The 22032-nt window shown below is 62.0% G+C and carries 23 protein-coding genes, 1 tRNA gene and 1 pseudogene; 13 read left to right on the forward strand and 12 right to left on the reverse strand.

What is annotated here, in order from left to right:
- Positions 1 to 4 precede the first annotated feature (4 nt).
- Positions 5 to 697, reverse strand: a complete 693-nt coding sequence (locus ACSZOQ_RS17560) for a glutathione S-transferase family protein (protein ID WP_439923682.1) — start codon at positions 695 to 697, stop codon at positions 5 to 7.
- A gap of 190 nt (positions 698 to 887) precedes the next feature.
- Between ACSZOQ_RS17560 and ACSZOQ_RS17565 the strand changes: the two genes are divergently transcribed.
- Positions 888 to 1694, forward strand: coding sequence for an undecaprenyl-diphosphate phosphatase (locus tag ACSZOQ_RS17565; RefSeq protein WP_439923683.1), 807 nt, complete (start codon positions 888 to 890; stop codon positions 1692 to 1694).
- Positions 1695 to 1731: 37 nt separating this feature from the next.
- Here the strand turns inward: ACSZOQ_RS17565 and ACSZOQ_RS17570 are convergent, their stop codons facing one another.
- Complete coding sequence (locus ACSZOQ_RS17570) at positions 1732 to 2700, reverse strand: complex I NDUFA9 subunit family protein (RefSeq protein WP_439923684.1); 969 nt, start codon at positions 2698 to 2700, stop codon at positions 1732 to 1734.
- A 151-nt stretch (positions 2701 to 2851) separates the two neighbouring features.
- Here ACSZOQ_RS17570 and ACSZOQ_RS17575 point away from each other — a divergent pair.
- Positions 2852 to 2938: transfer RNA gene (locus ACSZOQ_RS17575), tRNA-Leu, on the forward strand.
- 163 nt (positions 2939 to 3101) lie between these two features.
- Complete coding sequence (locus ACSZOQ_RS17580; protein WP_439923685.1) at positions 3102 to 3695, forward strand: tetratricopeptide repeat protein; 594 nt, start codon at positions 3102 to 3104, stop codon at positions 3693 to 3695.
- A gap of 171 nt (positions 3696 to 3866) precedes the next feature.
- Here ACSZOQ_RS17580 and ACSZOQ_RS17585 read toward each other — a convergent pair whose 3' ends face one another.
- Complete coding sequence (locus ACSZOQ_RS17585) at positions 3867 to 4397, reverse strand: chromate transporter (protein ID WP_439923686.1); 531 nt, start codon at positions 4395 to 4397, stop codon at positions 3867 to 3869.
- The gene (locus ACSZOQ_RS17590) at positions 4394 to 4966 is read right to left on the reverse strand and encodes a chromate transporter (protein WP_439923687.1); all 573 of its coding nucleotides are present in this window, start codon (positions 4964 to 4966) and stop codon (positions 4394 to 4396) included. The genes ACSZOQ_RS17585 and ACSZOQ_RS17590 overlap by 4 nt, the downstream gene beginning before the upstream one ends.
- Before the next feature lie 346 nt (positions 4967 to 5312).
- Here ACSZOQ_RS17590 and ACSZOQ_RS17595 point away from each other — a divergent pair, with 346 nt between their 5' ends.
- From ACSZOQ_RS17595 to lptB, 5 genes are all read left to right on the forward strand, one after another.
- Complete coding sequence (locus tag ACSZOQ_RS17595) at positions 5313 to 6017, forward strand: YiiX/YebB-like N1pC/P60 family cysteine hydrolase (RefSeq protein ID WP_439923688.1); 705 nt, start codon at positions 5313 to 5315, stop codon at positions 6015 to 6017.
- Positions 6018 to 6179: 162 nt separating this feature from the next.
- Entirely contained in the window at positions 6180 to 6800 is a 621-nt protein-coding gene (locus ACSZOQ_RS17600; protein WP_439923690.1) for a ribonuclease D, read from the forward strand.
- A 236-nt stretch (positions 6801 to 7036) separates the two neighbouring features.
- A complete protein-coding gene (gene lptC, locus ACSZOQ_RS17605; RefSeq protein ID WP_439926123.1) occupies positions 7037 to 7816 on the forward strand; it encodes an LPS export ABC transporter periplasmic protein LptC in 780 nt (259 codons plus the stop codon).
- Complete coding sequence (locus ACSZOQ_RS17610) at positions 7813 to 8493, forward strand: LptA/OstA family protein (protein ID WP_439923691.1); 681 nt, start codon at positions 7813 to 7815, stop codon at positions 8491 to 8493. Before lptC ends, ACSZOQ_RS17610 begins: the two co-directional genes overlap by 4 nt.
- Before the next feature lie 216 nt (positions 8494 to 8709).
- Positions 8710 to 9717 carry an LPS export ABC transporter ATP-binding protein gene (gene lptB / locus ACSZOQ_RS17615; RefSeq protein WP_439923692.1) on the forward strand — a complete coding sequence of 336 codons (1008 nt, stop codon included), beginning with the start codon at positions 8710 to 8712 and terminating at the stop codon, positions 9715 to 9717.
- Between the two features lie 84 nt (positions 9718 to 9801).
- Here the strand turns inward: lptB and ACSZOQ_RS17620 are convergent, their stop codons facing one another.
- Entirely contained in the window at positions 9802 to 10122 is a 321-nt protein-coding gene (locus ACSZOQ_RS17620; protein WP_439923693.1) for a hypothetical protein, read from the reverse strand.
- Between the two features lie 166 nt (positions 10123 to 10288).
- Between ACSZOQ_RS17620 and ACSZOQ_RS17625 the strand changes: the two genes are divergently transcribed.
- The 5 genes from ACSZOQ_RS17625 (at position 10289) to ACSZOQ_RS17645 (ending at position 14487) form a co-directional block, all read left to right on the forward strand.
- Entirely contained in the window at positions 10289 to 10651 is a 363-nt protein-coding gene (locus ACSZOQ_RS17625; protein ID WP_439923694.1) for a DNA-directed RNA polymerase subunit N, read from the forward strand.
- Positions 10652 to 10856: 205 nt separating this feature from the next.
- Entirely contained in the window at positions 10857 to 12491 is a 1635-nt protein-coding gene (rpoN, locus tag ACSZOQ_RS17630; protein ID WP_439923695.1) for an RNA polymerase factor sigma-54, read from the forward strand.
- A gap of 56 nt (positions 12492 to 12547) precedes the next feature.
- Positions 12548 to 13144: a ribosome hibernation-promoting factor, HPF/YfiA family gene (gene hpf, locus ACSZOQ_RS17635; RefSeq protein WP_439923696.1), complete on the forward strand. Its 597-nt coding sequence runs from the start codon at positions 12548 to 12550 to the stop codon at positions 13142 to 13144.
- 247 nt (positions 13145 to 13391) lie between these two features.
- Positions 13392 to 13853, forward strand: coding sequence for a PTS IIA-like nitrogen regulatory protein PtsN (gene ptsN, locus ACSZOQ_RS17640; protein WP_439923697.1), 462 nt, complete (start codon positions 13392 to 13394; stop codon positions 13851 to 13853).
- A 235-nt stretch (positions 13854 to 14088) separates the two neighbouring features.
- Complete coding sequence (locus tag ACSZOQ_RS17645; RefSeq protein ID WP_439923698.1) at positions 14089 to 14487, forward strand: DUF930 domain-containing protein; 399 nt, start codon at positions 14089 to 14091, stop codon at positions 14485 to 14487.
- 127 nt (positions 14488 to 14614) lie between these two features.
- Here the strand turns inward: ACSZOQ_RS17645 and ilvD are convergent, their stop codons facing one another.
- The 7 genes and pseudogenes from ilvD to ugpB all read right to left on the reverse strand — a co-directional run bounded on the left by ilvD (position 14615) and on the right by ugpB (position 21917).
- Positions 14615 to 16456, reverse strand: coding sequence for a dihydroxy-acid dehydratase (gene ilvD / locus ACSZOQ_RS17650; RefSeq protein ID WP_439923699.1), 1842 nt, complete (start codon positions 16454 to 16456; stop codon positions 14615 to 14617).
- A gap of 172 nt (positions 16457 to 16628) precedes the next feature.
- Positions 16629 to 16895, reverse strand: a complete 267-nt coding sequence (locus ACSZOQ_RS17655; protein ID WP_439923700.1) for a DUF1150 family protein — start codon at positions 16893 to 16895, stop codon at positions 16629 to 16631.
- Between the two features lie 91 nt (positions 16896 to 16986).
- Positions 16987 to 17412 carry an Hsp20 family protein gene (locus tag ACSZOQ_RS17660; protein ID WP_439923701.1) on the reverse strand — a complete coding sequence of 142 codons (426 nt, stop codon included), beginning with the start codon at positions 17410 to 17412 and terminating at the stop codon, positions 16987 to 16989.
- 257 nt (positions 17413 to 17669) lie between these two features.
- The gene (locus tag ACSZOQ_RS17665; RefSeq protein ID WP_439923702.1) at positions 17670 to 18758 is read right to left on the reverse strand and encodes a sn-glycerol-3-phosphate import ATP-binding protein UgpC; all 1089 of its coding nucleotides are present in this window, start codon (positions 18756 to 18758) and stop codon (positions 17670 to 17672) included.
- Positions 18759 to 18764: 6 nt separating this feature from the next.
- Entirely contained in the window at positions 18765 to 19613 is an 849-nt protein-coding gene (gene ugpE / locus ACSZOQ_RS17670; RefSeq protein WP_439923703.1) for a sn-glycerol-3-phosphate ABC transporter permease UgpE, read from the reverse strand.
- A pseudogene (gene ugpA / locus ACSZOQ_RS17675) lies at positions 19613 to 20490 on the reverse strand (sn-glycerol-3-phosphate ABC transporter permease UgpA). The gene ugpE and the pseudogene ugpA overlap by 1 nt, the downstream one beginning before the upstream one ends.
- Positions 20491 to 20600: 110 nt before the next feature.
- Positions 20601 to 21917: a sn-glycerol-3-phosphate ABC transporter substrate-binding protein UgpB gene (ugpB, locus tag ACSZOQ_RS17680; RefSeq protein ID WP_439923704.1), complete on the reverse strand. Its 1317-nt coding sequence runs from the start codon at positions 21915 to 21917 to the stop codon at positions 20601 to 20603.
- Positions 21918 to 22032 lie beyond the last annotated feature (115 nt).

Genomic DNA, 22032 nt, shown 5'->3' on the forward strand with positions numbered 1-22032 from the left:
GTCCTCAGAAATCGAGGTCCACGTAGGTGCGCGATGCCGGCACGCCCGCCAGCCACTCGCTTAGCAGCGGACGGAACGAGGGCCGCGACTTGATCCGCGCGTACCAGGCCTTTGCCGCCTCGTCCTCGGCCCATGGCACATCGCCGAGATAATCAATCGCCGACAGGTGCGCCGCGGCGGCAAGATCAGCATAGGTCAGCCGATCACCGGCCAGATAATTCCGTGTCCGCGCCAGCCAGCCGATATAGGCCAGATGATAGCGCACATTCGCCTTGGCCGCGCGGATCACATCGGTCTCGGGCGGCCCGCCGCCGATGTCCTCGCCCATGAAGCGCTTGTAGATGCGCTCCGTCACCAGCGGGCTGGAGACTTCCTCGAAGAATTTCTCGTTGAACCATGCCATCAGGCGGCGCACCTCGATGCGCTCGGGCATCGACACAGGCAATAGCCGCCGCTCGCCGACCCGTTCGCCATAGGTCTCGTCGAGATAGTCCGCGATGATGCTGGCGCCGGGGACCGCGGGAACGCCTTCGGCGATCAGCACCGGCGTGGTGCCGGCCGGGTTAAGCGCCAGGAATGCTTCGCGCCGCTCCCACACCCGCTCCTCCACCGGCCGCACGTCGAGGCCGTGCTCGCCGAGAACAAGGCGAATGAAGCGCGATTGCGGACAGAATGGATGGTGAAACAGCGTGAACATGACGCCCTTGATAGGTTTGCGATGCTTAAAAAAGTATCTCTAATGCGTTAACGGCGCTGGCCCTCGACCGGCCGGAGCTCCCCGGGGCGCGTGATCGCGGGTCAGACGAATTTCGGCATTGCCGCAATGCGGCGAATAAGCGAGAAAAGCCTGCCATCTGGCGTCGAATGCGATTCGGAGCAGGAATTCCATGTTTTCCGATGTGATCAGAGCCGTCATTCTGGGGATCGTCGAAGGCGTCACCGAATTCCTGCCGGTGTCCTCGACCGGCCATCTGCTGCTGGCGGAGCGCTTCTTCGATCTCGGTGCGGGAAATTTCTGGAACACGTTCACGGTTCTGATCCAGCTCGGCGCGATTCTCGCGATTGTCGTGATCTATTTCTCCAAACTGTGGCGGATCGCGCTCGGCGCGCTTTCCAACCCTGAGGACCGGCGCTTCGTGATCGGCGTTCTCGCGGCCTTCCTGCCGGCCGTCATCGTCGGGCTGATCGCTGGCAAATACATCAAGGAGCTGCTGTTCAATCCGTGGGTGGTATGCTTCTCGCTGATCGTCGGCGGAGCGGTACTGATGTGGGTCGATCAGCTTGATCACCGGCCGCGCGAACACGACGCCACAACCTTTCCGCTGCCGATGTATATCTGGATCGGCATCGCGCAGTGCACGGCGATGATTCCCGGCGTGTCGCGCTCCGGCGCCACCATCGTCTCGGCGATGCTGCTCGGCGCCGACAAGCGCGCGGCGGCGGAGTTTTCCTTCTTCCTCGCGATCCCCACCATGATCGGGGCCTTCGCCTATGATTTCTACAAAAGCCGCGCCGAGATGACGACCGAGCATCTCGGGATCGTCGCGATCGGCTTCGTGGTGTCGTTCGTCACGGCGATCGTCGTGGTGAAGGCGTTTTTGAGCTACGTTACGCGTAACGGCTTCACGTTCTTCGCCTGGTGGCGGGTGATCGTCGGCACGCTCGGCCTGATCGCGCTCGCGCTAGGGCGGTAATCTTTCCCGCGAACGCAGAGATGACACACCAGGCCTCTCACGCCCCCTTCGGCGCGAACTGGCCGGCCTTGCGGAAACGCCAGAGATACTGCGGCACCACGGCCTCCATCGAGTCCGGCGAGATCCCGAGTCCCTGCAACGTCAGACCTGCGGCCGTCGCCGCGTCGGAAACCACGTTGTCGGTCTTGAGCATCGTGACCTGATCGGGCGTCAATTTCAGCGCCCCCGGCGCGAACTGCAGGAACATCGCCTTGAGCCGGGCGATTGCGAACGGCACTGGCACCAATATCCGCTCGCGCTCGATGACCCGCAGGATGATCTGCATGATCTCGCGCATCGACAGCACTTCGGGGCCACCGAGTTCGTACACCGCGCCCGCCTTGGTCTTACCATCGACCGCGTCCGCGACGGCGGTGGCGACGTCGCCGACATAGACCGGCTGCAGCTTCGTCGCGCCGCCGCCGATCAGCGGCAGCACCGGCGACATCCGCGCCAGCGCGGCAAACCGGTTGGCGAACTGGTCTTCGGAGCCGAACACCACCGACGGCCGCAGGATGGTCGCGGACGGCACGGCCGCCAGCACCGCCTTTTCGCCGGCAGCCTTGGCGCGGGCGTAAGCCGAGTCCGATTTGCTATCGGCGCCGATCGCCGAGACATGCACCATGCGCGCACCAGCGGCCGCGGCCGCCTTCGCCACCGTCGCGGCGCCCTCGGCCACCACAGCTTCGAAGGTCTGCGCGCCGCTCTTGCTCAGAATGCCGACGAGGTTGATCGCCACATGGGAGTCGCGCATCGCCGTGCGAACCGACGCCGGATAGCGCAAATTGACCTGCACGGCATGGATCTGGCCGACTTTGCCGAGCGGCTGCAAATGTCCCGCCAGTTCCGGACGCCGGACCCCGACCCGGATACGGTAGTCCCGCTTGGCGAGCGCGCGAACCACATGCCGGCCGAGGAAGCCCGAGCCTCCGAAAACCGTGACGAGGGTATCCGTATTCGATGTCATGGTCTGATCCTCAAGGGCTTGGGTATCCGGTCGAAAACAGGGATATTCCGCCGTTCCGCGACACGTCAACAGGCCGGGCACCCAACCACCTATTCGAGCGCCTCTTCAAGGATTTGACAAGCGCGCGGCCGATGCCTACTAACCCGCCCGGGCCCAGGTGGCGGAATTGGTAGACGCGCTGGCTTCAGGTGCCAGTGGCTGCAAGGTCGTGAAGGTTCGAGTCCTTTCCTGGGCACCATTTTCTTCGGAAATTCTCCCCTTAAGCCTGCTCGCGACTTCCACCTCGCAGGCTTATCCCCGCGGGACAAATGCCAAGAATCGAAGAATCCGGGGCGAATTAGGAGCATACTCGCCTCTCCTTTTTTTGTTAAACTCATCCGTGCGTCAGGAGTGCAACGTTCATGGCAGTGTCCGAAATCATGCTTGCGGCGAGGCTAAACGATCAGGCCGAGATCTTTAAAGAAGCGGGTCGCTATGCCGAAGCCGAGCCGCTCTACAGACAAGCGCTGGCGATCTGCGCGAAAACGCGCGGGCTCGAGCACCCCTCTGTCGCGCTAGGGCTGACCGATCTGGCCGAACTATACAGCCTTCAGGGCCGCTACGCGGAGGCCGAGCCACTCTGCAAGCGGGCGCTGGCGACCTGGAGAAAAGCCCTTGGGCCCGATCACCCCGATGTCGTGCAATCGCTGAACGGTCTGGCCAAACTGTACAGCGCCCAGGGGCGGTACGCCGAGGCCGAGCCCCTCTACAAGCGGGCAATGGTGATCTTCGAGAAGGCGCTCGGCCCCGATCACCCCTCTGTCGCGTCGGCGCTGGACAATCTGGCCTCACTCTACAAAGACGAGGCCCGCTACGCCGAAGCCGAGGCCCTCTATAAGCGAGCGCTGGCGATCCGGGAGAAGGCGCTTGGTCCCGATAGCGCCGATGTCGCGAAATCGCGGAGCAATCTGGCCGGGCTGGAAAGCGCCCAGAAGGGGAATACCGGCAATCCCTAGATGCGGAAAAAAGCGCATCAAAAGACTCCGGACGACATCGACGAAAGGGTGGCAAGCTGTCATTGAGCGAAGTCTCGGCAGGACCGCAGCGAAGCTAATTCGTCGAACCGACCCTGCTCTCGGTCAGCCGATTACCGGGCTGCTACGTCCTGACGGCTTCCCGCCTGACGGTCATTGAATGCCCAGTCCGGCCGCCGAGACCGAAAGTGTCACGACCGCTGCACCGAGGATCATCCAGAGCGTATCCAGCTTTGTGGTCAACAACAGGATGAAGCACACCACCGCTATGCCAATCGTCACCGGACCCAGGAGCGCGGACTGCCCCAGGGGAATAGCGGCTGCGAGCAGCAAGCCCGCGCTGGCAATCACCACCGTTTGCAGGACGGCCTTGACCCTCGGATGCTCCATCTTGCGTCCTACGAAGTGCACGAGGGGAATGATCAGCAAGGCCGGGGTGATCATCGCCAGCCAGCCTGCTATCGCTCCCGGTATTCCTGCGACGAAGTAGCCAACGCTAACGACATACAGCCCCACCGGTCCCGGCGAGCTGCGCGTGATGACCACCGCCTCGTTGAGCTGCTCGTTGGTCAGCACATGGTAATGGTTCACGAGGCTGTCCTGGATGACGGACAGCGAAGCGAGCCCCGCGAAGGCTGTGACGGTGCCCTTGAGGAGCAGGAGATAGAGCAACACGATGTTCATGCTTGATGCTCCGGCAGGAAGAAGCCGACCACAGCAGCGAGCAACAGCACCTCGATGGGCGAGATGTGCAGGACGACATCAAGCGCGAACGCCACCGCCGCGACAGTGATCACCCGCGCCCTCGCTCCGGGTTTGTAAATCGGGTGGGCGATGGTCCAACAGGTCTTGACCGTGATGGCCACAGCGGCAGCTACAGCGCCTCGAAGGGCCGCTTGGACAAGCGTGTTATCCTGCCACTGGCTGAATACGGCGGTGATGAGGACCACCAGAAGAGTGCACGGAACCGACGCGGCCAGCAGCGCAACGATCGCGCCAGGCAAGCGTCCCAGAAGCCATCCGATAGCAGTACAGAAGGCAAGGAGGTTGGTGCCCGGCGTCAGCCTAGCGAGAGCGAAGGACAGTGTGAATTTGGGGTCGTCCACCCATCGCCGTTTTTCGACGATCTCGCGGTGAATGACTGCGGTTGTCGCGCTGCCACCACCAAGGGTCAGGTTTGCATATCTCGCGAATACAGAACCGATCTTGGCAACGCTGGGCGCAGCTACGGGCGCATGGTCGGATTCGGGCATTTGTGGCTCACGGCGGGCAAAGACGCTCAGCGTCTCAGTTTAAGGTGGTCCCGTGTCCCGACGTGGCGGTCTGCTGCACAAGCCTGCTGACGGCAAGCTGTGGGGCTGATTTTAGAATAGCACGCAATAATTCAGCCGGACAATCCCGACTCGGGAAGCCAGCGAGGGGTCGCGACGATAGAGTGGTGCATAACAAGCTTTGTCTTCTATCTAAAATCTCTTACATTTTCAATGACATAATGGAGGACCAGCCACAATCCATGGTCTAATGGGTGGTCTTTCGCGATGGTGCACGCCGGTTGCGATAATCTGTCGTGGATTGATGCGTTGAACCGCATTGACGGCGATGCAATATCCCGTTTCCGAAGATGAAGCAGCGATCATTTACAACAAATTTTTGACCATTCTTCTGCTGTGCATTTGCCTGACAGCGGGAAGCCTATATGCGACGTCAGGGAGTGGTCTCCCTCCCCTCAGAAATGGTGATTTGATCTTCCAAACATCTACGAGCAGCCAATCGAGCGCCATCCTGGTCGCTACGGCTGATCCATTTACCCATATGGGAATCATAAAAATCGAAGGCAAAAGCATACGGGTAATAGAAGCCGCCAGCGTCGTGAAGGAAACGCCTCTAAACGATTGGATAGGCCGCGGTGTCCTGAAGCGAATAGCGATCTATCGCGATGTTGGTCTTACTGAAGAGCAGACTGCCCGCATACTTTCCGCCGCAAAGGATCTGTACGGAAAACCCTACGATATATTTTTCTCTTTCAATAACGATGCCATTTATTGCAGTGAACTGCCGTACCTTGCTTACAGGGCGGCGGGCATCTCCATCGGAAAAATCCAGAAGGTCTCCGATCTGCATTTTGATAATTTCGTTGTTAAGAGGCTGATCCGGCAACGGTGGCAGCGTCATGCTGAATGCACGTCAAAGCAGTATGATTTTGAGCGGTGCTACAGGCATATTCTCCAGCAGGATTTGATTACTCCTGCCAGCATCGCCAACGACGCTAAATTCAAGAAAATCTATTCAAACTACCTTTTTTGATTTGTTTAACTTCATGAAATCGCTTCGCGACTTACCCCAAGCAGACTGCCGGGCTCGCTACGCTGGAGGCCGAACGATAGGCTTGCGCCGTGTACCCCCTCGTTTGTTGACGATTTCGACGATAGTTTAGCGCTCACATCGATTCGACGAGGCCGAGACAACATGACCATCCGCCTGCACCGCGGCGACCTGCCGGACCAGGACCTTGCGCGCTACACCCGTTCGGCTGCGATCGACACCGAGACCATGGGCCTCAATCCGCATCGCGACCGGCTCTGCGTGGTGCAGATGTCGCCGGGCGACGGCTCGGCCGACGTGATCCAGATCGCGAACGGGCAGCGTGACGCGCCGAACCTGAAAAAGCTGCTGGCCGATTCGAACATCGTGAAAATCTTCCACTTCGCGCGCTTCGATCTCGCCGCGCTCTACAACGCCTTAGGCGTGATGCCACAGCCGGTCTATTGCACCAAGATCGCCTCGCGGCTGACCCGCACCTACACCGATCGGCATGGCTTGAAGGATCTGGTGCGCGAGGTGCTCAACGTCGATCTGTCGAAGCAACAGCAATCGAGCGACTGGGGATCGCAGACGCTGAGCGATGCGCAGCTCGCCTACGCTGCTTCCGACGTACTGCATTTGCACGCCCTGCGCGACAGGCTCGATGCCATGCTGGCGCGCGAGGATCGTACCGAACTGGCGCGGGCCTGTTTCGACTTCCTGCCGACGCGGGCAAGGCTCGATCTTTCCGGCTGGGAAGCCGACGATATCTTCGCGCATTCGTGAACCACGCCACGCGCGATGGCGTCCGGCCGCAACGCGCTTCCGCCCCGTTTCGGTCACACTCCTCGTCCTCGGTGACGCCCGCGTAGCGGCGGTCGTCGCGGCAAGCTGCGATCGCGTTCAGGGTCGCGGATTGCGGCGCGGATCGTGATCCCGAACGCAAGGTTGTTATTGCGATGTCCGGGCTGCGAAACTCCGCGGTTCGGGGTAGAATGACCAGACAGGCGCCTGGAGCAACGGTGTATTCGGTTCAGAACCCCATCTATCAAGTTGGAACGCAGGCCGGCCTGGAGGCGCGTTTCGCCCGCGCGGCGCGCCACAGCCGCTTGGTGCGAGCGCTGCGGATCGCGGTACCGGCTGTGGTTGGTCTCGTAATGGCCGCGCTGGTTTCGATCGCAATCTTCAATCCCTTTCGTGCGCTGGCGAAGCTGCCGCTCGACATGGACAATCTCGTCGTCTCCGGAACCAAGATCACGATGGAGTCGCCACACCTTTCCGGCTTCACACCGGACCAGCGACCCTATGAGATGCAGGCCACGACGGCGACGCAGGACATCACCGATCCCGATCATATCGAGCTGCATACCTTACGCGCGAAGGTGCTGATGGAGGACCGCACGACGGTGATGCTGAATTCCCGCACTGGGTTGTTCGATACGAAAACACAAGTACTCGACCTGCAAAAGGATGTGCTCATGCAGTCTTCGACGGGATACGAGGCGCGGCTGAGCCATGCGCTGGTCGATATGGGTCGGGGCACCGTGACCTCGGACCAACCCGTCGACGTCAAATTGCTGAACGGGACGCTAACCGCTGACACCATGAAGGTCACCGAAAAGGGCGACGTGGTGCGATTCGAAAACAACGTCGTGATGCATCTCATTATGGACCGACCTCTCGCGGCCGCAGGTCCCGCAGGCGAGGAGTCGGCGCCTCCGCCGACCACCGCAGCGGAGCAGGCGCGCAACTCGCGCAATCCGCCACGCAAGCACGGCAATACGAGCGACGATACGAAATGAATCAGAGACACCGCCATCTCCCGCTGGCGACCCGCGTCGCCGGCTTGCTGTGCAGCGGATTGATCGCCTTCACCATCATGGCGGCCGGCGAAGCGGTCGGGCAAAGCGCGGTGCAGGGCGTGCCGAACGCGATGCAGGGCTTTTCCCAGAATCGCGATAAGCCAATCCAGATCGAGGCCGCCGCGCTGGAGATGCGCGACAAGAAAAAGGAGGCAACCTTCTCAGGAAACGTCAAGGTGGTGCAGGGTGACACCACGATGACGTCGAAGACTCTCGTGGTCTATTACGAGGGGGGCAGTTCGCCCGCTGACGGCAAAGCCAAGGCGCCAGCGAAGACGACGATGAAATCGGCGGCGCCGGGACCATCGGGCGCATCCTCGATCAAGCGCCTGGAGGCGAAGGGCAATGTGGTGGTGACCCAGAAGGATCAGGTCGTGACCGGCGAGACCGCTGTGTTCGACACCAAGACAAATCTGGTCACCATGCTCGGCGGGATCGTCCTGACCCAGGGCAAGAATGTGCTGCGCGGCGACAGGTTGATCGTCGACATGACCACGGGCGTGTCCCGCGTCGAATCGAACAACGGGCGGGTGCAGGGTCTGTTTCAGTCATCCGGGCAGGGAGGGCCACTCTCCGGGCCGATACCGCTCGGCGGGACGACACAAAAACCTAAATGATATCAGTAAATTGCCAAATAACTGGGCGGCGAGAGGTTGAACCTGGAACATCCCGTCTGTATCTAGCGCGAGCGGACTCGAGGCGGCGGCCGAGTTGGGCGTTGAGTTCAGGCGTTTCGCTGGGCAACGTCCGTTTCCTCATTCATGTTGATGCGGCGAATCAGTCGAGCGCCGCGGTGTACGTGCGAACGACCGTGAGAGGCTGAGCAAGCACCCATGGTGGATATCTTCAACGTGTTCCGCAAACGGCCGCAAAAGCGCGGGCCGCAAGCGTTTGCGCGGACGCAGGCGGACATCACGGCGCTCGGCGACACCATCGGCGACATGCTGACCAATCCGGTGCGCGATACGCCGCCGATCGCGCGCGGGGCTCCACGCGATGTACCGCCTGCCCCGCCCGTTCCGAAATCCCGGCCACCATCGCAGGTGCGTCCCTCGCCGCAAGCTCCCCATCCGCGTGCCGCCTCCCACGGAGGCGCCGCGCCGCAGGCAGCGACGCGTCCCGGTTACCTCGCCGTGCACGGCGTGGAAAAAAGTTTCGGCTCACGTCATGTCGTGCGCGGCGTCAGTATCTATGTCCGCCGCGGCGAGGCGGTCGGGCTACTGGGTCCGAACGGCGCCGGCAAGACCACGGTATTCTACATGATCACCGGCCTGATCCCGGCAGACCGCGGCACGATCGAACTCGACGGTCACAACGTGACGAAGCTGCCGATGTATCAGCGGGCGCGGCTCGGCATCGGCTATCTGCCACAGGAGGCCTCGATCTTCCGCGGCCTTACCGTCGAGCAGAACATCCGTGCCGTGCTCGAGGTCGTCGAGCCGAGCAAAAAGAAGCGCGAGGCCGAGCTCGATGCGCTGCTCGAGGAATTCAACATCAGCCGTTTGCGCAAGTCGCCGTCGATCGCGCTGTCCGGCGGCGAGCGGCGGCGCGTGGAAATCGCGCGCGCGCTGGCGACGCGCCCGAACTACATGCTGCTGGACGAGCCGTTCGCCGGCATCGACCCGATCGCGGTCGGCGACATCCAGGATCTCGTGCGCCATCTGACCAATCGTGGCATCGGCGTGCTCATCACCGACCACAACGTCCGCGAAACGCTAGGACTGACCGACCGCGCCTACATCGTCTACGCCGGTGAAATCCTGACCGAGGGCACCCCCGACGCGATCGTCAACGATCCCGACGTGCGGCGACTGTATCTCGGCGAGGAATTCCGCCTGTAGCGCCTATGCCGTCGGCTGCTCGACGATCGGAGCGCCCATCATATTTTCCCGGCTTGATTCTTTCGGCGCGCGGGACTCGAACCCTCACCAGCGGCCTTCATCGACATCGACACCAATTGCCGAACCGCGCTCATAGCTGCGATAGAAGCCGGCGCGTGGCACGACATAGCGCGGACGATCGTCGGGGCGTTCGTAGATTTCGCCGTCATCATCGTCGTCATGCCAGCGTTCGACATAACGCGGCGCGTGTGTGCGGTAGCAATTCCCGTCGTCGTCGCAAATCATATGAGCCTGAGCGATCGGCGCGACTTGCGGGGCTTCGTCATTGAATGAGAAGTCCGCGGCGGACGCCGGGAGCACGAACAGCAAACTCGCGGCGGCAACAAGAAGGCTTGTCTTGAACATATGAAGTTTCCTCGTGGTGCTTTGCGCGGCGAAGCCGGCCAGCTTGCCGAAGCTGAACCGTGTCGGTGGCCAAATTTGGAACTTCAGCGGGCGTATCGGCGGCGGGATGACCCCTGTCTCGCCGCATTCTTCGGTCTTCCTCCTTGGCAAAATGGGGAGCATGAAAATGAAGACAATCATTGCCGTGGTTGCGTTGGCATTGCCGCTGCTATCGTCGGCGGCGCTGGCGCAGGAGCGTACCGGTGACGCTGCGCTGGGCGCGCTGTCGGGTGCAGTGGTCCTGGGTCCGGTCGGGGCACTCGCCGGCGCTGTGGTTGGCTATACCGCCGGGCCGTCGATTGCGCATTCGTGGGGACTGCGTCACTCGTCGTCCAGGCGGCAGCGTCAATCCGCCAAACAATCGCACCGGCGGCTGACGACCACGAACGACAGCCGCCGCGCGGCGGATGCGCAGACCGCAAGCCCGAAAGCAACACCAGCAGCGGCCGCTGCACCGTCGACGATGCCTCCGGTGCAAGCCTTAGATTGACAAGCCTTCTTGGATTGACAAGCTTGGGATTGAGTAGCGGCTGCGTGCGTAAACCACGCCGTTTACGCGCTGCGATAGCAATGCGGACAAACGTGTTTCCGGATTCGGGCTCTGTCTGAGTTGAATTTCGTCGCCGTCAAGGCGTGTACATCCGGCCGCAAAAAAGTTAAGCAAGAATCGGACCAATTTTTGGACCGGTCTTGGCATGGCGCTGACGCAGAGACTCGAATTCCGACAATCCCAGTCGCTGGTGATGACGCCGCAGCTGATGCAGGCGATCAAGCTGCTGCAATTGTCGAATCTCGACCTTGCGGCGTTCGTCGAGAGCGAGCTGGAACGGAACCCGCTGCTTGAGCGCGCCAGCGACAGCCCCGAGCCGGTGACGGCGGATTCCTCCGGCACCAGCTCGTCAGAAGGCGACCAGGCGGGTTCTTTGGCGGACGACGGCACGGGCGATCGCTCTGGCAATCAGGATTCCGAACCCGCGCCAGAGGAGTGGATGAACCGCGATCTCGGCAGCCGCGCCGACATCGAGCAGACCTTCGACAGCGGCCTCGAAAATGTCTTTCCGGAGGAACCGGCCGAGGCAGCGGCGCGGACCGCACAGGATTCCGCGCCGACCGCGTTCACCGAATGGGGCGGCGGCGCCTCGAATGACGACAGCTACAATCTCGAAGCCTTCGTCGCCGCGGAAGTGACGCTCGGCGAACATCTCGCCGAGCAGCTTGCGGTCGCCGTCACGGCTCCGGGGCAGCGCATGATCGGACGATATCTGATCGATCTCGTCGATGACGCCGGTTATCTGCCGCCAGACCTCGGCGACGTCGGCGACAAGCTCGGCGCCGGCGCGGGCGATGTCGCAGCCGTACTCGCCGTGCTGCAGACGTTCGATCCGCCGGGAATCTGCGCTCGCAATTTGGGCGAATGCCTTGCGATCCAGTTGCGCGAGAAGGACCGCTACGATCCGGCGATGCAGGCGCTGATCGAACATCTCGAACTGCTGGCCAGGCGCGACTTCGCAGCCTTGCGCAGGATCTGCGGCGTCGACGACGAAGACCTCGCCGAGATGATCGGCGAAATCCGCCGGCTCGATCCCAAGCCCGGCCTGCGGTTCGGCACCACGCGCACGCAGACCGTGGTGCCGGACGTTTACGTGCGGCCGGGCCCGGACGGCGGCTGGCTCGTGGAACTCAACAGCGATACGCTGCCGCGCGTGCTGGTCAACCAGACCTACTACGCGGAACTGTCGAAGACGATCCGCAAGGACGGCGACAAGACCTATTTCACCGACTGCCTGCAAAACGCGACCTGGCTGGTCCGCGCGCTCGATCAGCGCGCCCGCACCATTCTCAAGGTGGCGACCGAGATCGTGCGCCAGCAGGACGGCTTTTTCACACACGGCATCGCACATTTGAGGCCGCTCAATCTCAAGGTCGTGGCGGACGCGATCCAGATGCATGAGTCGACCGTATCCCGCGTCACTGCCAACAAATACGTGGCGACAAATCGCGGCATCTTCGAACTGAAATACTTCTTCACCGCGTCGATCGCGTCGGCCGACGGCGGCGACGCCCACTCGGCGGAAGCCGTCCGTCACCACATCAGGCGACTGATCGATGCGGAAGTTCCGTCGGCCGTTCTCTCCGACGACACCATCGTGGAACGATTGCGCGAAGCCGGCATTGATATCGCCCGCCGTACCGTCGCGAAATATCGCGAAGCCCTGCGAATTCCCTCCTCCGTGCAGCGCCGCCGCGACAAGCAGAGCCTGCCCGGCGGCAACCCGGGGGCGGCGTCCGCCCCGCCACCCGACCGCTCCAGCGACGTCACACCGGCTTGATTGCGCGCGCGCCACGCCCGATAATCCGTTCCTACTCATGATGGACGAGGCGTGCCATGACACTTCGAATCTCGGGCAAAAGCATCAATGTCGGCGAGGCGCTGCGCGGGCGTCTCAGCGGTCGCACCGACGAAGTCCTCCGAAAATATTTTGACGGAACGTATTCGGGTCACATCACGCTGAGCAAGGATGGTTTCGGATTCCGTACCGACTGCGCACTGCATCTGGATTCCGGAGTGACGCTCGAAGCCGACTCCAACGCCGCGGATGCCTATGCGAGCGCCGATCAAGCGCTGTTGCAGATCGAAAAGCGGCTGCGCCGCTACAAGAGCCGTCTCAAGGATCGTTCGGCCCGCAAAGCGCACGCCGTGGCGGAAGCGATCGCCGAGATTGACGCGCCGAGCTACGTCATCGAGGCGCCGGCCGTGGACGGCGAAGACGAGGTCACCGCTTTCAATCCGGTCATCATCGCGGAAGCCACGACATCGCTAAGGCGGCTCTCGGTCAGTGAGGCGGTGATGGAACTCGATTTCACCGGCGTGCCCGTGCTGGTTTTCCAGCATGGCTCCAGCGGCCGCTTGAACCTGATCTATCGCAGGCCAGACGGCAATGTGGGCTGGATCGACCCGCCGGCGGTCAACGGCTCGGCGTGACCCCCGCCATTGACGCCCGGGACAGCGATCCCTATGGTCCGCGACCTTTCCGGACCGGTTTTCCACCGGCCCGGACAAAAGTTCAGGAATTGGCATTGGGCTTGCGTTAGACTATAAGCCCGGACATCCCGGCCGGAGGGCCGCGAACCGCCAACCTTGCGCGTTCGCCCGTATGTGGGCTTACGCTTGTTGCTGTGTCTAACGTCTCTTCCGCAACCTGACGGCAAAACTCACCTCGGAACGTCATATGATGATTACCGACCTGGTCGCACCCGAGGCGATCATTCCTGCATTGAAAGTCAACAGCAAGAAGCAGGCGCTGCAGGAATTGGCGGCGCGCGCCGCTGAGTTGACCGGGCAGAACGACCGCGCGATTTTCGAGGTGCTGTTGCGACGTGAGAAGCTCGGAACCACTGCGGTCGGCTACGGCGTCGCGATTCCACACGGCAAGCTGCAGAAACTCGACAAGATATTCGGCCTGTTCGCACGGCTCGACCGTCCGATCGATTTCGAGGCAATGGACGGCCAACCGGTCGATCTGATTTTTCTGCTGCTAGCGCCAGAGGGCGCCGGCGCAGATCATCTGAAAGCGCTGGCGCGGATCGCACGATTGCTGCGCGATCAGGACATCGCCAACAAGCTGCGCGCCTCGCGCGACGCGCAGGCGATCTATTCGGTGCTGGCGCTGCCGCCGGCGACGGTCCCCTGAGCTGTTGCGAATCACGCCGGCTCGTGGTCGGATTCCCATATTCGCATCAAGAACTCGCGGCGAATGGGGTGCGAATGTCAAATCCCCTCCACTAGAGCGATTCTTATTTAACGGAACGGATCCTCGGAGCATTGTGCGCGCTCCCCAACGAGAGAGTTGACGGGTCACGTGTTGTGATTTCGCGCAAACATGGTCCGACCAGACCGCGACCGTTCGAAACCTGCCCGGAGCCATGATGCCGTCCGCGAAATCCATCCTGCTGATCTGCGCTTCCGTCCTCACCGTCATGACGTCGGCCGACGCAGCGGACTCCAGGTTCATCGCAAGCCTCGGCAAGCTCGATCCGCAAACACGGCTGGAACAGGTCTGCGATCTCGCGGCTGTCAACCACATTGGCTTGAACGGGAAGCTTCCGAAACCGGATCGCGCCAAATCCAACGTCATTACTCCGCCACGGCATCACGGCGACACGATCGAAGGCACCGGCGGCGCATTCCGCAGCGGCGGAAAATGGTACGCATTCTCATTCAAATGCAGGGCGTCGCCCGACCACCTCAACGTGCTGTCGTTCACCTATCGCGCCGGCGCGATGATCCCGAAATCGAAGTGGCCCGAATACGGGCTCTGGGATTGAGCGGTTCTCGGAGCGCATGGGCCACGACAAGCCCCGTTTTTCACCTCTCCCGCTTGCGGGGGAGGGAGCACGCAGTGCTCCGCTGATGCGGTTTCATCAAAATCAAAATCGCGCGAACTCGTAGGGATCAGTCCTTCACCACCCGCACGGCACCGAGCGCGGCGCTGGTGGCGTGAGCGGCGTAGGCCTTCAGCGCCATCGTCACGCGGCGCTTGCGCGGCGCCGGCTTCCACGCCGTGTCGCCCTTCGCCTCCATCGCCGCGCGGCGGCGCTCAAGCTCCGCGTCGCTAACGTCGACATGCACTTTACGGTTCGGAATGTCGAACACAACGATGTCGCCTTCCTCGACGAGACCGATCGCGCCGCCCTCCGCCGCTTCCGGCGAGACGTGGCCGATCGACAGGCCTGACGAACCGCCGGAGAATCGGCCGTCAGTGATCAGCGCGCACTGCTTGCCGAGGCCCTTCGATTTCAGATAGCTGGTCGGATATAGCATTTCCTGCATACCGGGTCCGCCGCGCGGTCCCTCATAGCGGATCAGCACCACATCGCCCGGCTTGATCCTATTGGTAAGAATCGCGTCCACCGCAGCGTCCTGGCTTTCGAAAATGCGCGCGGGGCCCGAGAAATTCAAGATGCTGTCGTCGACGCCAGCAGTCTTCACGATGCAGCCGTCGCGCGCGATGTTGCCGTAGAGCACGGCAAGACCGCCGTCCTTCGAAAAGGCATGTTCAGCATCGCGGATACACCCCTTGGCGCGGTCGGCGTCGAGCTCCTCGAAGCGTTTGTCCTGACTGAACGCGACTTCAGTGCGCACGCCGCCCGGCGCGGCCAGATAGAAACTGCGCACGGTGTCGCTTTTTGTCCGCTTGATATCCCAGCGTTCCAGCCCGTCCTTCAGCGAGGTGCTGTGAACCGTCGGCAGGCTGCTGTCGATCAGGCCGGCTCGGTCGAGTTCGCCGAGGATGCCCATGATGCCGCCGGCGCGATGCACGTCTTCCAGATGCACGTCCGCCACAGAGGGTGCGACCTTGCACAAGACCGGGACGCGGCGCGATAGCCGGTCGATATCCTTCATCGTGAACGGCACCTCGCCTTCATAAGCGGCGGCAAGCAGATGCAGCACGGTGTTGGTGGAGCCGCCCATCGAGATGTCGAGCGTCATCGCGTTCTCAAAAGCCTTGAAGCTTGCGATCGCGCGCGGCAGCGCGCTCTCATCATTCTGCTCGTAATAGCGCCGCGCCAGATCGACGATCAGGTGACCGGCTTCGATGAACAGGCCTTTGCGGTCGGCGTGGGTGGCGAGCACCGAGCCGTTGCCGGGCAATGCAAGGCCGAGCGCCTCGGTCAGGCAGTTCATCGAGTTGGCGGTGAACATGCCCGAGCACGAGCCGCAGGTCGGACACGCGGAGCGCTCGAGCACCTCGACGTCGGCGTCGCTCACAGTGTCGTCGGCGGCGGCGATCATAGCATCGATCAGGTCGACCGACTTGACCTTGCCGTTGAGGGTGACCTTGCCAGATTCCATCGGACCGCCGGAGACGAACACCGATGGAATGTTGAGGCGAAGCGACGCCATCAGCATGCCGGGCGTGATCTTGTCGCAATTGGAGATGCAGACCATGGCGTCCGCGCAATGCGCGTTGACCATGTATTCGACGCTATCAGCGATGATCTCGCGCGAAGGCAGGCTGTAGAGCATGCCGTCGTGGCCCATGGCGATGCCGTCATCCACTGCGATCGTGTTGAATTCCTTGGCGACGCCGCCGGCCTTCTCGATCTCGCGCGCCACGAGCTGGCCGAGATCCTTGAGGTGAACGTGGCCCGGCACGAACTGGGTGAAGGAATTGACTACGGCAATGATCGGCTTGCCGAAGTCCTCGTTCTTCATGCCGGTGGCGCGCCACAGGCCGCGGGCGCCGGCCATGTTGCGGCCGTGGGTGGAAGTGCGGGAGCGATAGGCAGGCATTAAGGTTTTCCCGAAGGTTCAATGGGTTGGCTTGACCATACAGGGCCGCCGCTCGAGGTCAAATGCAACGACCGCGCCTCCACCGGAGCGGCCGTGGCCGCAAACAGAAAGCGGCAGCGCTCAACGCGCCGCCGCTTTCCGCTAACTCTGTCGCGCGCGACGGCGGCGCGCCTCAATGAACGCTGACGGCCTGCAACTCGTTGCTCCAGGCGCTCGCGACCGCGGCCTCGCGCGAATCGGTAAGCATGATCGGTGTGCCGTCGGCGGCATGCAGCGCGAACAGCATCAGGCCGGGCGCGATTTTCGGGGCCTGCGGAAACAGTTCCGGCACGTCCTCGGAACGGACCTGCTTCACATAGGCAATATGGCCTTCGCCGAGTTGCGCCAACGTCTCGATCGAGACGTTTTCGGGTTGGAAAGTGGAACTCACTTCACTCATGGTCTCGACTCCTTCTTCTAGACTAAGCGGTCGAGTCCGCTACTCGTTGCACTCGGAAGCATGGTTTTCACCCGGTCTCCGGGGCCATGCATTATTCGTGTTCATTGATCGCGATTGTCTTAACGACCCTTTCAGGTTCCGGCCTGGCCAGATCGATAGACAATAGCCCGTTCTTCAGATCCGCGCCCAGCACCAACATCCCCTCCGCCAGCACGAAGGTGCGCTGGAAGTGGCGCGCGGCAATGCCGCGATGGATGTATTGCCGGGCTTTATCCTCCTGCTGCCGGCCCCGGATCACAAGCTGATTTTCCTCAGTGGTCACATCAAGTTGGTCGCGGGTGAACCCAGCGACCGCCAGCGTGATCCGCAGGCGTTCCGGATCACCGTTGTTACGGTCGCACCGCTCGATGTTGTAGGGAGGATAGCCGTCGGCGCCTTTGACGACGCGGTCGAGCGCACGCTCGATCTCGTCGAATCCCAGAAGGAACGGACTGGACAACGAAGGAACACGAGACATTTACAAAGTCCTCTCGAAGCGACTTTGGCGTGCGCGACCCGCAAAAGCTGAACCCGGTTTCGCCTCCCGTCGCGCGCCCGTTTTAGTGACGCTTGACCGGTCGACGAACCGCCCACACTTCGGCGGATCATACGTTGGGGCCCTTGCGGCACCCCGCTTTGGCCGTCTGGTAGCTCCCAGCCGGTCAGGTCGAATATGGCGATGATTTGCGCGCCGTTCAAGACGTCCGGCGCACCGGCCAACACTTTGAAATCGGGTCAGGAATCAAGCCGTTTGCGGCCGCAGGCGCTGAACAGATGCAGCTTGTCCGGCGCCGCGACCGCCCGAATTCGCTCGCCGATCGCGGGTCCACTCTGGCCGGGAACCCGGACCAGGATTTCGCCGGGAGCCGGTTCGCCGGGTTTCGTGCTCACAGCCCGCGCGCGCGCCTGCCGGTTGCGAACACCGTAGACATAGGTTTCCGCGCCGACCCGCTCGATCGCCTCAACTGTAAGGTCCAGCGCAACGCTGCCGGATGGGGCCGGGTCACCGGACAGCAACAGATCTTCGGGCCGGACCCCGAGAATACCCGCCTCCCCGCTCCCGCCGACAAGACCGGCATCGTCGCCCTGCAGCGGTATAAGGTTCATCGGGGGCGCGCCGATGAATGACGCCACAAAAGTGGTGGCGGGCTTCCGGTAGATGTCCAGCGGATTGCCGATCTGCTCGACAAGCCCACCGTTCATCACCACCAGAATGTCGGCGAGCGTCATCGCCTCGAGCTGATCGTGGGTCACGTAGATCGAGGTGGTGCAAAGGCGGCGCTGCAATTTCCTGATTTCGACACGCATGGCGATGCGGAGTTTCGCGTCGAGGTTGGACAGCGGCTCGTCGAACAGAAACACCTTGGGCTGCCGCACGATCGCGCGTCCCATCGCGACGCGCTGGCGCTGTCCGCCGGAGAGCTGCTTCGGCTTGCGATCGAGCAGCAGGCCGATTTCGAGAATCTGCGCGGCCTCGCGGACCCGCCTGTCGATCTCGGGCCTGGCCATGCCGCGGTTGCGCAGGCCGTAGGCCATGTTGTTGTAGACGCTCATGTGCGGATACAGCGCGTAGTTCTGGAACACCATTGCGATGTCGCGTTCGGCAGGCTCGACCTCGTTGACGATGCGGCCGCCGATGTCGACCTCGCCCGAGGTGACGGTCTCAAGACCCGCCACCATGCGCAGCAGCGTGGACTTGCCGCAGCCGGAGGGCCCGACCAGTACGCAGAACTGGCCATCACCGACCTCGAGGCTGATGCCCTTGATGGCCTCGACGTCGCCGGCATAGGTCTTGTGCACATCGCGCAGCACGACATCAGCCATGGGCGCTCACTTCTCTGTCTCCACCAGTCCGCGCACAAACAGCTTCTGCATCACGACAACGACGAACACCGGCGGCAGCATCGCGAGCACCGCGGTCGCCATCACCACCGGCCATTCGGTCAGCGCATCGGCAGTGACGATCATTTTGCGGATGCCGATCTGAATCGTCTGCATGTCATCGCGGGTCGTGATCAGCAGCGGCCACAGATACTGATTCCAGCCGAGGATGAACAGGATCACGAACAGCGCCGCCATGTTGGTGCGCGACAACGGCAGCAGCATATCCTTGAAGAAACGGAACGGACCCGCGCCGTCGATGCGCGAGGCCTCGAGCAGTTCGTCCGACACGGTCATGAAGAATTGGCGAAACAACAGCGTCGCGGTAGCCGAGGCAATCAGCGGCAGCGTCAGTCCGGCATAGCTGTCGAGCAGATGCAGGTCAGCGACGATCTTGTAGGTCGGATAGATCCGAACCTCGACCGGCAGCATCAGCGTGATGAAGATCAGCCAGAAAATCGTCATCCGAAACGGAAAGCGGAAGTAGACGACGGCAAAGGCCGAAATGATCGAGATCGCGATCTTTCCCACCGCGATCATCATCGCCATCACGAACGAGTTGAACAGCATCACGAGCACGGGCTCGCGCGTGGTACCGGACGAACCGATGAACAGCGTCTTGTAAAACGTCTCAAGGAAGTGATCGCCCGGCAGCAGCGACATCTGGCCGTTGGCGATGGCCGCCGTGTCTTGCGTGGTGGCGACGAACGCGAGATAGATCGGGAACGCCACGATCAGCACGCCGATGCAGAGCACGAGGTGCGGAATCAGGTTGCCGAATGTCTGGCGTTCGACCATCAGTAATTCACCTTGCGCTCGACGAAGCGGAACTGGATCGCGGTGAGTGCGATCACGATGCCCATCAGGATCACCGATTGCGCCGCCGAGCCGCCGAGCCGCCGAGCAGGCCGTCTTGATAGACCTTGTAGACCAGCGTCTGGGTGGCGTTGGCCGGGCCGCCGCGGGTCATGGTGTCGATGATGCCGAAGGTCTCGAAGAAGGCGTAGACGATGTTGACGACGATGAGGAAGAAGATCGTCGGCGACAGCAGCGGGAAGATGATGGTCCAGAACCGCCGCGCCGGCCGCGCGCCGTCGATCGCGGCCGCCTCGATCACGCTCATGGGAATCGCCTGCAGGCCGGCGAGGAAGAACAGGAAATTGTAGGAGATTTGCTTCCATGCCGCCGCGAGGATGATCAGTGCCGCCGCTTGATTGCCGTCAAGCAACGGATTCCAGTCGAACCCCATGGCGCGCAGTCCATGCGCGATGATACCGAGCGATGGATTGAGCATGAACACCCAGAGCACACCGACCACAGGCGGCGAGATCGCATAGGGCCAGATCAGCAGTGTGCGGTAGATGGTGCCACCGCGTAGCGGCTTGTCGGCCATCACGGCAAGCAGCAGCGCCAGCGACAGCGACGACAGCGCGATCAGGAACGAAAACACGAAAGTGCGGACGACGGCGTTGAAATAGTCCGGCTGGTTCAGCACGTCCCTGTAGTTCTCGAACCAGACGAAGGTGGTCGACAGTCCGAAGGCGTCCTGCAACAGGAACGACTGGATGACCGCCTGCACGGCAGGCCAGTAGAAAAAGATCAGCACCACGGCGAGCTGCGGCGCGACCAGCAGATAGGGCAGCAGACGCGACTGGAAAACGGTTTGCTTCTGCATGAAGACCCCGGAGCGTCATGCCCCGGCTTGATCCGGGCATCCATCATCTTCGCAGGATGGATTGCCGGATCAAGCCCGGCAATGACATGCTGTTGGCCCGATCGACGGCCTTACTTCACCGCCGTCTTCTCGAACTGACGCAGCATGGCGTTGCCGCGCTCCACCGCCGCATCGAGCGCCTGCTGCGCGGTCTTCTTGCCCGCCAGTGCCTGCTCGATCTCCTCGGCCCAGACGTCGCGCAATTGCACCATGTTGCCGAGCCGCAGGCCGCGGGAATTTTCGGTCGGCTCCTTATTGGTCAGTTCCTTCAAGGGCGTTTCGAAGTAAGGGTGATCCTTATAGAAACCCTCTTCCTTGGCCTTCGCATACGCCGCCTTGGTGATCGGCAGATAGCCAGAGGCCTTATGGATGTAGACTTGGCGATCGGTGTCTGAGAGGAAGGCGAGGAACCTGGCCACGCCCTTGTAGACCTCGGGCGATTTGCCGCCCATCACCCACAGCGAGGCACCGCCGATGATCGAATTCTGCGGCGCGCCCTTCACGTCCGGATAGTAGGGCATCGGCGCATTGGTCCAGTGGAATTTGGCCTGCTTGCTGACATTGCCGAAAAAACCCGACGAGGTCAGGAAGATCGGGCATTCGCCCGAGGTGAAACGGCCCTCTCCGGTGTTGGTGCGGCCGGAATAGTCATAGGTCTTGTCCTTCTGCAACTCGATCAGCTTCTCGAGATGCTTGACCTGCAGCGGTCCGTTGAAAACCAGCTTGGTGTCGAAGCCATCGAGGCCGTTGGCCCTGGTGGCGAGCGGCACGTTGTGCCAGGCCGAAAGCTGCTCGAGATTGACCCAAGTCACCCAAGCGCTGGAGAAACCGCAGGTGGCGTAGCCGGCCGCTTTCAGTTTCTTGGCGTCCTCGAACACGTCCGGCCAGGTCTTGGGAACGTCCGCGATATCAGCCTTCTTCAGCGCGTCGAGGTTCACCCACATCACCGTCGACGACGAGTTGAACGGAAACGACAGCATCTCGCCCTTGGAGGTCGAGTAATAGCCGGTGATGGTCGGCAGATAAGCCTTCGGGTCGAACGGCTCTCCGGTCTCGGCCATCAGCTTGTACACCGGCTTCACCGCGCCGGTCGCCGCCATCATGGTTGCGGTGCCGACCTCGAACACCTGCATGATCGCGGGCGCGTTGCCGGCCCGGAACGCGGCGATACCGGCGTTCATGGTGTCGGCGTAGCCACCCTTGTAGGTCGGCACCACCTTGTAGTCGCTCTGCGAGGCGTTGAAGTCGTTGGCCAGCTTGACGATGACGTCATTGTTGCCGCCGGTCATGGCGTGCCACCAATCGATTTCCGTCACGGCGTGAGCGGGCGTCGCCAGCGCGAAAACGACGGCCGCGACAGCCGCGCCTGCAAATTGTCGAATACCCATCAATTCCTCAAGGGTTGCGACGCCATTTCGCGCGATATCGGCGGATACGATCCTGAAAGTGAAAGGAAGATACCGGGCAAATCGTATCCAGGGAAAGGCCAAAATCCGGACCGGC

Source organism: Nitrobacter sp. JJSN, assembly GCF_051912485.1.
Classification (GTDB): Bacteria; Pseudomonadota; Alphaproteobacteria; order Rhizobiales; family Xanthobacteraceae; genus Nitrobacter.